Origin of the sequence: Streptomyces jumonjinensis (genome assembly GCF_009600885.1) — a bacterium.
In the GTDB taxonomy this organism is placed as follows: Bacteria; Actinomycetota; Actinomycetes; order Streptomycetales; family Streptomycetaceae; genus Streptomyces; species Streptomyces jumonjinensis.
Genome location: NZ_VCLA01000136.1, coordinates 4,656 through 13,439 on the forward strand (window position 1 = coordinate 4,656; position 8,784 = coordinate 13,439).

Annotated in this window: 7 protein-coding genes; 2 read left to right on the top strand and 5 right to left on the bottom strand. The window is 71.4% G+C overall.

The window, feature by feature from the left end; all coding sequences use genetic code 11:
* Positions 1-228: 228 nt before the first annotated feature.
* The gene (locus FF041_RS16070; protein WP_153523451.1) at positions 229-465 is read left to right on the top strand and encodes a hypothetical protein; all 237 of its coding nucleotides are present in this window, start codon (positions 229-231) and stop codon (positions 463-465) included.
* 228 nt (positions 466-693) lie between these two features.
* On the opposite strand, the gene FF041_RS16075 is transcribed toward FF041_RS16070, so the two are convergent.
* Positions 694-1,332 carry a TetR family transcriptional regulator gene (locus FF041_RS16075; protein ID WP_194292053.1) on the bottom strand — a complete coding sequence of 213 codons (639 nt, stop codon included), beginning with the start codon at positions 1,330-1,332 and terminating at the stop codon, positions 694-696.
* Between the two features lie 91 nt (positions 1,333-1,423).
* Positions 1,424-3,556 (bottom strand): HelD family protein, encoded by a 2,133-nt coding sequence (locus FF041_RS16080; RefSeq protein WP_153523452.1) that lies wholly within the window; start codon positions 3,554-3,556, stop codon positions 1,424-1,426.
* A 396-nt stretch (positions 3,557-3,952) separates the two neighbouring features.
* Between FF041_RS16080 and FF041_RS16085 the strand changes: the two genes are divergently transcribed.
* Positions 3,953-4,612 carry a DsbA family protein gene (locus tag FF041_RS16085; RefSeq protein WP_228388240.1) on the top strand — a complete coding sequence of 220 codons (660 nt, stop codon included), beginning with the start codon at positions 3,953-3,955 and terminating at the stop codon, positions 4,610-4,612.
* 136 nt (positions 4,613-4,748) lie between these two features.
* Here the strand turns inward: FF041_RS16085 and FF041_RS16090 are convergent, their stop codons facing one another.
* From FF041_RS16090 to FF041_RS16100, 3 genes are all read right to left on the bottom strand, one after another.
* Positions 4,749-5,507 carry a thioesterase II family protein gene (locus FF041_RS16090; protein WP_323391929.1) on the bottom strand — a complete coding sequence of 253 codons (759 nt, stop codon included), beginning with the start codon at positions 5,505-5,507 and terminating at the stop codon, positions 4,749-4,751.
* An 89-nt stretch (positions 5,508-5,596) separates the two neighbouring features.
* The gene (locus FF041_RS16095; RefSeq protein ID WP_153523454.1) at positions 5,597-6,832 is read right to left on the bottom strand and encodes a cytochrome P450; all 1,236 of its coding nucleotides are present in this window, start codon (positions 6,830-6,832) and stop codon (positions 5,597-5,599) included.
* Positions 6,829-8,724 (bottom strand): non-ribosomal peptide synthetase, encoded by a 1,896-nt coding sequence (locus FF041_RS16100; RefSeq protein WP_350805224.1) that lies wholly within the window; start codon positions 8,722-8,724, stop codon positions 6,829-6,831. Before FF041_RS16100 ends, FF041_RS16095 begins: the two co-directional genes overlap by 4 nt.
* Between the last annotated feature and the right edge of the window lie 60 nt (positions 8,725-8,784).

Genomic DNA, 8,784 nt, shown 5'->3' on the forward strand with positions numbered 1-8,784 from the left:
CACGACCCTTCGCCCCTGCGCCTCCAGCTCATGAGCGCTCGGTGCGCCGAGCCGGCATGTGCGATGACGGATGGCGGCCGCACGGTCCGAGCGGACTGCGGGCCCCGCCGTCCGCTGAAGGCGAAGCGGCCTTCGCTCGCGCCGTACCCGGCTTCTCCGTATCTCTGCATCCCTGCATTCCTGCATTCCTGCCTCTCTGCATCTCCTCATCTCCGAAGGGAATCGAGCATGAAGGACACCACGAAGCGTGCGGTCCGGACCGCGCTTCAGACCGGCGTCGCCCTTGCGGCGGCGCTCCCCGGGATCGTGGCGGCGTCCGGAGTCCCGGAGACATTGCCCTGGGTGGCCAGCGCGCTCGCGATCGCGGGCGGTGCGGCCCGGGTGATGGCGCTGCCCGCCGTCGAGCAGCTGCTCGACCGGTTCGGGATCGGCATGGTCGACGGGGGCTCCGCGAGCCGCCGGTGATCCCCGGCGGCGTCCGGGCGGATACCCGGTCGAGGGAAGCAGCGGGATCTGCCAGCTCATGCTGGCCCAGCAGGCGTTGACGCGTACGTACTGACCGGTGAGCGCCCCGGCGCCCCGCGCCAGGTCTCCCTCGCCCGGCCCCGCGCCGGCAGCGGCGCCCGCAGGAGTACACCGGAGGACTCCTCGGCGGAGCGCCGCCTCGTGCGGAGCGGCGCCCTCCCGTAGCGCTCAGTGCGCCCCCAGCAGCCCCCGGCGCAGCAGGGCGAAGGCGTGGTCGGCGTCCGCCGTCGCCTCGGGGAAGACATCGTCGGCGGTGCGACCGCCCACGATGCGCTGCCAGTTGACCGAAGCGAGAAGGCGCTGGGCGGCGACCACCTGCCCGGCCAGCAGGGGTGCCGTGACCTCGCGGTACTCGGTGCCCAGCGTGTCGGCCAGGGTGCGGGCGAGCGTCTGCTCGGCCTGGGAGAGGTACTCGCCGACGCGGGCCACCAGGCTCGGCGTCGAGTAGACCAGGCTGTGGAAGGCGAGCACATCGCTGTCGTCGTTCAGGCCGGTGATGGGGTCCCGGGCGGCCAGACCGTCGAGGAAGTGCTGGTGCAGGGCGTCCAGCGCGGACACCCCCGGGGGGCGCTGCTCCACCACGGTGCTGCCGGCCGTCTGGTGGTCGGCGAACCGGTGCACGACCAGGTCTTCCTTGGCGGGGAAGTAGGTGAACAGCGTCGGCTTGGAGACCTCGGCCATGGCCGCGATGTCGACCACGGACACCTGGTCGAAGCCGTGCTCCAGGAAGAGTGCGATGGCCGTGTCGGAGATCGTCTTCCGCGTTCGCTGCTTCTTGCGTTCCCGCAACCCCATCGGCGCTTCCATCCCGCCAGGCTAGCATGTCGCTTACCGAGGCAATCAGATGACCAAGTATGGTCTTTGACCTGGTCAAGGCAGTTGGTTCAGCCGTCAGCCGTCAGCCGTCAGCCGTCAGCCGTGAACGGCCGGCAGCCAGTGGCCAGCCGTCGAGCGGCTCCGGCAACGGCCGCGCGTGCACCACATGGAGCCGGGACACCGCCCGGGTCACCACCACATACAGCCGATGCAGCCCGCGCGGCTCGGACTCCACGATCGCGGCAGGCTCCACCACCACGACATGGTCGTACTCCAGTCCCTTGACCAGCGTGGCCGGCAGCACCGTCACCCGCGCCGCCGTGCCGACGCCGTCCACCGTCGCGGTCCCGATCCCGGCCGCCCGCAGCGCCTGTGCCGTACGGTCCAGACCGGCGTCGGCCGTGATGACGGCGACCGAGCCCTCCCGGCCGAGCGCCTCCCGCACCGCCGCCACGGTCCCCTCCGCCGTGTCGGTGACCTGGCGAACGGTCACTTCACCGTCATGCCGCAGCGAACGGGCCGGCGGGACATCCACGTCCAGCGCGGTCATCAGCCGGTTTGCCAGCTCCATCACCGCGGCGGGCACCCGGAATCCGGTGGTCAGCGAGACGACCGCGGCCTGGGCCCTGCCCAGGTGCGCCAGCTGCTCCGGCCAGGTCCGGGCCGCCCAGGGCACGGTGGCCTGCGCCAGATCGCCCAGCACCGTGACCGAACCGAAGCGGCTGCGCCGGGCGATCGCCCGGCACTGCATCGGCGACAGATCCTGCGCCTCGTCCACCACCACATGCCCATAGCCCTCGGAGCGTTCGATCAGCCCGGCCACCTCGTCCAGCAGCAGCATGTCCTCGGCCGACCACAGGGCGCTCTTCTCCGACCGCGGCGGCCTGCTCCAGACCAGCGCCGCCTGCTCGTCCGCGTCGAACACGCTCTGTGCCGCGTGTGCCAGCGCCCCCGCGTCGCTCAGCAGCGAGGCCACCACCTCCTCCGGCCGCGCCGTCGGCCACGCCGCGTCCAGGAAGGCGGCGACCGGCCGGGACCGGCCGATCCTCCGGGCCCAGGTGGCGTTCCTCGGCCCCGCCCGGCGCTCGGCCTGCCGCTGGACCAGCGCCGCCACCCTGCCGCGCACATGCTCCCGGCCGACCGCGTACGGCGCCCCCTGCCTCCGCACCTCGTCGATGACCCGCGCCAGTTCACCGGCGTCGACCCGCCAGCGATAGGAGCCGTCGGGCACGGCGATGGACTCGGTCGGCCGCCGGACCCGGGCGTACAGGGCGCGCTCCAGGACCGTCGCCATCCGCGCGCCGTGCTTGAGCTCGGCCGCCCGGTCGCCGTCCGCCGACCGCACCGGATGCCGGGCGACCACGTCCGCCACGGTCAGCTGGGCGACGTCGATCTCGCCGAGCGACGGCAGCACCTCCGCGATGTACCGCAGAAACGTCCGGTTCGGCCCGATGATCAGCAGGCCGCCGCGCCGCAGCCGCTCCGGGAAGGAGTAGAGCAGATACGCCGCGCGGTGCAAACCCACCGCGGTCTTGCCGCTGCCCGGAGCTCCCTGGACGCAGATCGACTCGTTCAGCTCGCTGCGGACGAGCCGGTCCTGCTCCGGCTGGATGGTGGCGACGATGTCGCGCATCGGGCCGAGGCGGGGGCGCTCGATCTCAGCCGCCACGATGGCGCTCGCCGTGTCCCGGACGGCCGCCTCCGCGCGGTCCAGACGCTCGTCCTCCAGCCCGGTGAGGTCCTCGGGGGCGCCCTGGCTCCACGGCGCCCAGCCGAATCGCCGGCGCACCGCGACACCCCTCGGATCCAGGGCGCTCGCCCGGTAGTACACGCGCGAGACCGGCGCCCGCCAGTCGATCACCAGGGGCGGGGCCGCCGGATGCTCCGATACCCGCCGACGGCCCACGTAGTACCGCTGGCGGCGGTGGTCGCCCGCGGCCGGGGTGTCGTCGAAGTCGAGCCGGCCGAAGAAGAGCGGACTGTCCGGCTCCTCCGCCATCTGCCGTGCGCGGGTCCGCAGACGGCGGCCCAGCGCCTCCGCACTCGCCCCGTCGCCCGACACGTCCTCGCCTGCGATGACCTGCTGGCCCGCGTCCTCCACCCGCTGGGCCATCGCCTCGCGGCACACCGCGACATACGCCCGCTCCCGGGTCAGCTCGTCGTCGAGGCGGACGGCCTCCTGGGAGCCGTACGCGTCCTGGACGTGTGGCGTCATCGCGATCGTGGCCCTTTCCATCGTAACGGCCTTGCGCCGCCGCCCGTCAGCCCGCCCGACCGTCGGGCGGAAGGTGTCGACCCGTCACAGCATAACTGAACTCGGTAAAGAAAGTAACCGAGTTGTGCATCGACTCCGGAATCGGCGGGCCGGGCCCGCTCCGGGCGCACGCCTCTTACCGCTCTGTCGCCCCGCCCCGGCCGCGTCTCGTGGGCTCCGTGCGCTTAGGCTCAGCGGCCTGTCTTCGCACTGATGTCCTTATCCCGTAACGCCGTTGCTCAGGAGCCAGCCACCCTCATGTCCGATGAGTCCCGTACCGTAAACAGATCCCCCGTTGTCATAGCGGTTGTCGCCATCATTGTGTTGGCGCTCGGTTTCGCCTCGTTCGTCGCGGACATGACCGGCCCAGCGCAGCGTTCCCAGGAGGTGGAGTCGTGGCCCGGGGACGATGTCATGTGGGAGGCGTACGGCCGGCTGGAGGAGGGGGATCCGCTGGCCGTCGGCCGCGTCGACGCTCCGGTCGTGATGATCGAGTACGCCGACTTCCGGTGCGGCTACTGCGGAAAGTTCGCCCGGGACATAGAGCCCGAGCTGATCAGGAGATACGTGGACACGGGCGTCCTGCGCATCGAGTGGCGCAACTTCCCCGTCCTCGGTGCGGAGTCCGAGGACGCGGCGCGCGCCGGCTGGGCGGCCGGACAGCAGGGCCGGTTCTGGGAGTTCCACTCCCTCGCCTATGCCCGGGGCGCGGAGTTCGAGGGTTTCTCCGAGAGCCGTCTGAAGAAGCTGGCGAAGAAGGCCGGGGTGAGCGACCCTGACCGATTCGCGACGGACATGCACAGCCGCGTGGCCGATGGCTGGATCGGCAATGACCAGGGGGAAGCGGAGAAGCTGGGCGTGGTGTCCACCCCGACCTTCCTGATCAACGGCCGGCCGATCGTGGGTGCGCAGTCCCTCGACGTCTTCGTCGAAGCGATCGAAGACGCCCACGATCGGCCCTGGGGTCCAGCCGGCCCTTCGAGGGGGGCTGACTCCCCCTCTCCGCCCGGCCACTGACTCCCCGTCTCCACCCGGCCCGCTGATACGGCCGGGCCGGACGGCGTCCGGGATCCGTCAGCGGCTGCCCGCCGGCACATGGCGGTTCCCCCCGTTCCCTCAGCCCGCCGGCTCTTGCCTGACCGGCGACGCGGAGTCAGGGCTGCGGAACCGGCTTGGAACGCAGATCCGCGACCAGGACCGCCATCAGCTCCTCCGGCGCCTCGATGAACCGGTAGTGGCCTCCGTCCAGCAGCTCGAAGGCCGTTTCGCCGCAGGCCGGCCAGCCGCTCATCAGCGACGGCGGAATGCCGGTGTCCCCGGTCCATCCGATGGCGGTGATCGGGCACGGCAGCCGGACCGGCTCGGCTACGTGATACCGCTTGTTCATGTCGACGTCGTTGCGCAGTACGCCCAGGTAGAGCGCGAGCAGGCTCGGCTCCAGCGTGCCGCCCAGCTCCGCGACGAGCTGACGCAACTCGGCGGCCAGTTCATCGTCGGTCATCTCCAGGAAGCGGCCGTAGGGGCCGTCCTGGGGCGCCGCCTCGGACGAGACGAACACCCGGGTCGGGGCGGGGTACCCCTTCTCCACCAGCCGTACGGCGGTCTCGTACGCCGCCAGTGCCGAGCCGCAGTGCCCGAACAGCCCGTAGGGGCGGTCCAGATAGGGCAGCAGTGCTTCGGAGAGGTCGTCGGCCATCGACTCGTAGGTGGAGTACGCCGGCTCGCGCATCCGGTTCTCCCGGCCGGGCAGCTGTACGGGGCAGATCTCGACGCCCTCGGCCGACGACGGCCAGTGGCGGTACATGCTCGCGCCGCACCCCGAGTAGGGCAGGCAGAACAATCTCGCCGGCGCCACCGGCGACGGCTCGCGCAGGAACCACTTGTTGCGGGTACGGATCGCTGGAGCGTCCACGGATGACCTTCCGGGTGGGGGCTTCTTCTCGGTGGCGTCGATGCCGGAAGCGGCGATGGCGGCAGCGGCGGCGACGACGGCGGCAGCGTCTACCGGACGCGTGCGGTGATCGGCAGGCGGCTGAAACCGGCGATGATGTTCGAACGGATCCGCCGCGGCGTCCCGGCGAGTTCGACCTCCGTGAACCGGCTGAGCAGTTCCTCGAACAGGACCCGCAGCGTCACCCGTGCGACGGTGTGTCCGATGCAATAATGCGCGCCGACGCCGAACGCGATGTGCTTGTTGGGTCTGCGCCGGATGTCGAAGACATCCGGGGCGGCGAACACGGTCTCGTCACGGTTGGCCGACCCCAGCCACACGACGACCGCGTCCCCCGCGGGGATCGGCACCCCCCGGATCTCGACGTCGCGGGTGGTATGGCGCATGAAGTGCTGGGTGGGCGAGGCCCAGCGCAGCGACTCCTCCACCCCGCTGGTGAGCAGCTCCGGGTGGGCCGCCCAGTCGTCGAGGACCGGGGTCCCGGCGAGTTCCGCCACCGCCGCGCACGGCGGCTGGGCCGTGGTGACGGTCGCGCCGAGCAGCAGGCTGTAGCAGTTGGAGACGATCTCGCCCGGCGACAGCCGGCGCCCGTCCAGCTCCATGGTCAGCAGCACGCTGATCAGATCGTCGCCCGGCGAGCGCCGCCGGCTGGTGACGATGTCCTGGAAGTAGGCGAAGAGCTCACGATGGGCGGTCACGAGGGTGACCTGCGGTCCGGCGCCGAGCTGGAATTCAGGGTCGTCGGCGGCGATGCACGCGTAGGTGAGCCGGACCAGACGCGGCCAGTCCTGCTCCGGCAGCGCCATCATCGTGCCGATCACCGCCATGGGCATGGCGGACATGGCGGCGGCGAAGTCGAACGGGCCGCCGTCGGCCAAGGGTCCGAGCAGTTCGGCGACGACACGGCGGATGTCCTCGCGGTCGTCGTCCACCGCCTTGATCGACAGCGCCTGTTGCAGCGGGCCGCGGAGACGGGAGTGCTTCGGCGGATCGGTCACCGCCATCTGTCTGCCGCCGGCGGGGTCGCCCTTGCCGAGGAGATTGAGCAGAGTGCCCTGCTCCGAGGTGAAGGCGTCATGGTCGCGAAGCACCCGACCGGCGTCGGCGTGTCCGACGACCGACCAGTATCCGATGTCGCCGACCGGCTGCCAGCTCACCGGGGCATGGCGACGCAGCTGTCGCCATATCTCGTGCGCCCCGTCGCCTCCGTAGAGGTCGGGGTCGATCAGCTCGGCCTGTCGCGGCGCGGAGACCGGGCACCGGGCGCTCGCAGGAACCGCCGTCATCGGGACTGCCCTTCCCGCGGCCCGCCGGCCGCCGGCTCCGGCGGGCCGTCCAGGCCCGCCGCCTGGAGCCGCACGGCGAGAGCCGTGGCCAGCTCCGCGACGGTGGGCGACAGATAGAGGGTCTGTGCGGGAATGTCCACGCCGAATTCGCGCTCGACGGCGACCAGCAGTTCGGTGGCGAGCAGCGAGTGTCCGCCGAGGTCGAAGAAGTCGTCGTCGACCCCGACCGGCTCGACGCCGAGGAGCTCGCCCCACAACTCGACCAGTCGCAGCTGCACCGTGGTGAGGGGTGCGACGAACTCGTTGGCCACGTTCCGCGGCACCCGGGTAGCGGTCGGCAGGGCCCGGCGATCGATCTTGCCATTGCGGTTCAGCGGCAGCTCGGGACGGATGAGGATGGCCCAGGGAATCAGATATCCGGGCAGGCCGGCGCGCAGCTCCTGGCGGAGTCGCAGACCGAGGCCGATCGCATGCGACGGATCCGGATCGGTGGGCACGACATATCCCAGCAGTCTGGTGCCGCCGGCCGGGTCGGCCTGCGGCAGCACGACCGCGTGCCGTACCTCGGCCAGCCGCTCCAGCTCGGCCTCGACGGCCCGCGGTTCGGCGCGGTAGCCCTGAACCTTGACCTGATCGTCCGCGCGTCCGACGAACTCCAGCGTGCCGTCCGCCGTCCATCGCACCAGGTCGCCGGTACGGTACATCCTGGCCCCCGGCTCGGTCCCGAACGGGTCGGGCACGAACCGCTCGGCGGTCGCGGCGGGACGGCCCAGATAGCCGCGCGCCAGACCGGCCCCGGCCGCGTACAACTCGCCGCATTCCCCGGCGGGCACGGGCTGGAGGTCGCTGTCGAGCACGGCGACCCTGGTGCCGCTGATCGGGCGGCCGATCGGCACGCTCCGCCGCGCCGCGAGGGTATCGCTGGTCCAGCAGGTCGTGTAGGTGGTGTTCTCGGTCGGCCCGTAGCCGTTGGTGAAGACCAGGCCCGGATATCCGGTCAGCAACCGCTCGACATGGCTCGGCGAGGCCACATCACCACCGGTGAGGACATGGCGTACCCCGGCGAACGCTTCCGGATGGGAGCTCACCATCTGATGGAAGAGCCCGGTCGTCAGCAGAAGCACGGTCACGCGTTCGGCGCGAACGGTTCGCGCCACCTCCTCCAGGGTGATCGCGCCCGGGGGGAAGACGACCAGCCGGCAGCCGTTGACCAGCGGAGCCCAGATCTCCAGCGTGGACGCGTCGAACGCGACCGGCGCGATGTGGAAGAAGACGTCGTCGGAGTGGATCTCCATCCAGTCCGCGCCCCGGACGAGGCGGTCGACCGCCCGATGGGGCACGCCGACGCCTTTGGGCTCGCCGGTGGAGCCCGAGGTGTAGCTGACGTAGGCGAGCCGGTCCGGGTCGCAGGGGAGGTCCAAAGCCGCCGGCTCGGCGGTCGGCCGATCCGAGGGGGAGCCTTCCCCCACCGCGACGACCGTGTCGGGCACCCGGTCCCGCAGTCCGTCTTCGACGATCACCATGCCCACGCCGGCGTCTTCGAGCAACAGCTCATGCCGGCTCCGCGGGTCGTCCGGTTCGAGCCCGAGATACGCTCCGCCCGCGATGAGGACGGCGAGCAGGGCCACGACCAGCTCCGGCGATCGCCGCACCAGCACTCCGACGACGTCCTCCGGCGCCATGCCGGCCGCCCGAAGCCGCTCGGCGAGCAGATTGGCGCGGGCGTTGAGCTGCTGATACGTCAGGGTCTGTCCGCCGCAGGTGACCGCGGGCGCGTGCGGAGCCCGTCGCGCCTGCTCGGCGACCAGCTCATGGATGCTCCGTGCGTCGAACGGCGGCCGTCCACTGCCGATGAACCCCGGAATATCGGTGGTAAAGACCGTCTTGGTCAACTGCTTCCCGCTTTCCTGTTCTGAAGTGTCCCTGTAGGGGCCGAGCGCACCCAGGTCGCG

What these genes read in the sequence shown, in the direction of transcription:
- FF041_RS16080 (WP_153523452.1), bottom strand. Translation starts at nt 3,556, where the DNA reads ATGACGCCACACGTCCAGGACGCGTACGGCTCCCAGGAGGCCGTCCGC.
- FF041_RS16095 (WP_153523454.1), bottom strand. Translation starts at nt 6,832, where the DNA reads ATGACGGCGGTTCCTGCGAGCGCCCGGTGCCCGGTCTCCGCGCCGCGA.
- FF041_RS16075 (WP_194292053.1), bottom strand. Translation starts at nt 1,332, where the DNA reads ATGGAAGCGCCGATGGGGTTGCGGGAACGCAAGAAGCAGCGAACGCGG.
- FF041_RS16085 (WP_228388240.1), top strand. Translation starts at nt 3,953, where the DNA reads ATGACCGGCCCAGCGCAGCGTTCCCAGGAGGTGGAGTCGTGGCCCGGG.
- FF041_RS16070 (WP_153523451.1), top strand. Translation starts at nt 229, where the DNA reads ATGAAGGACACCACGAAGCGTGCGGTCCGGACCGCGCTTCAGACCGGC.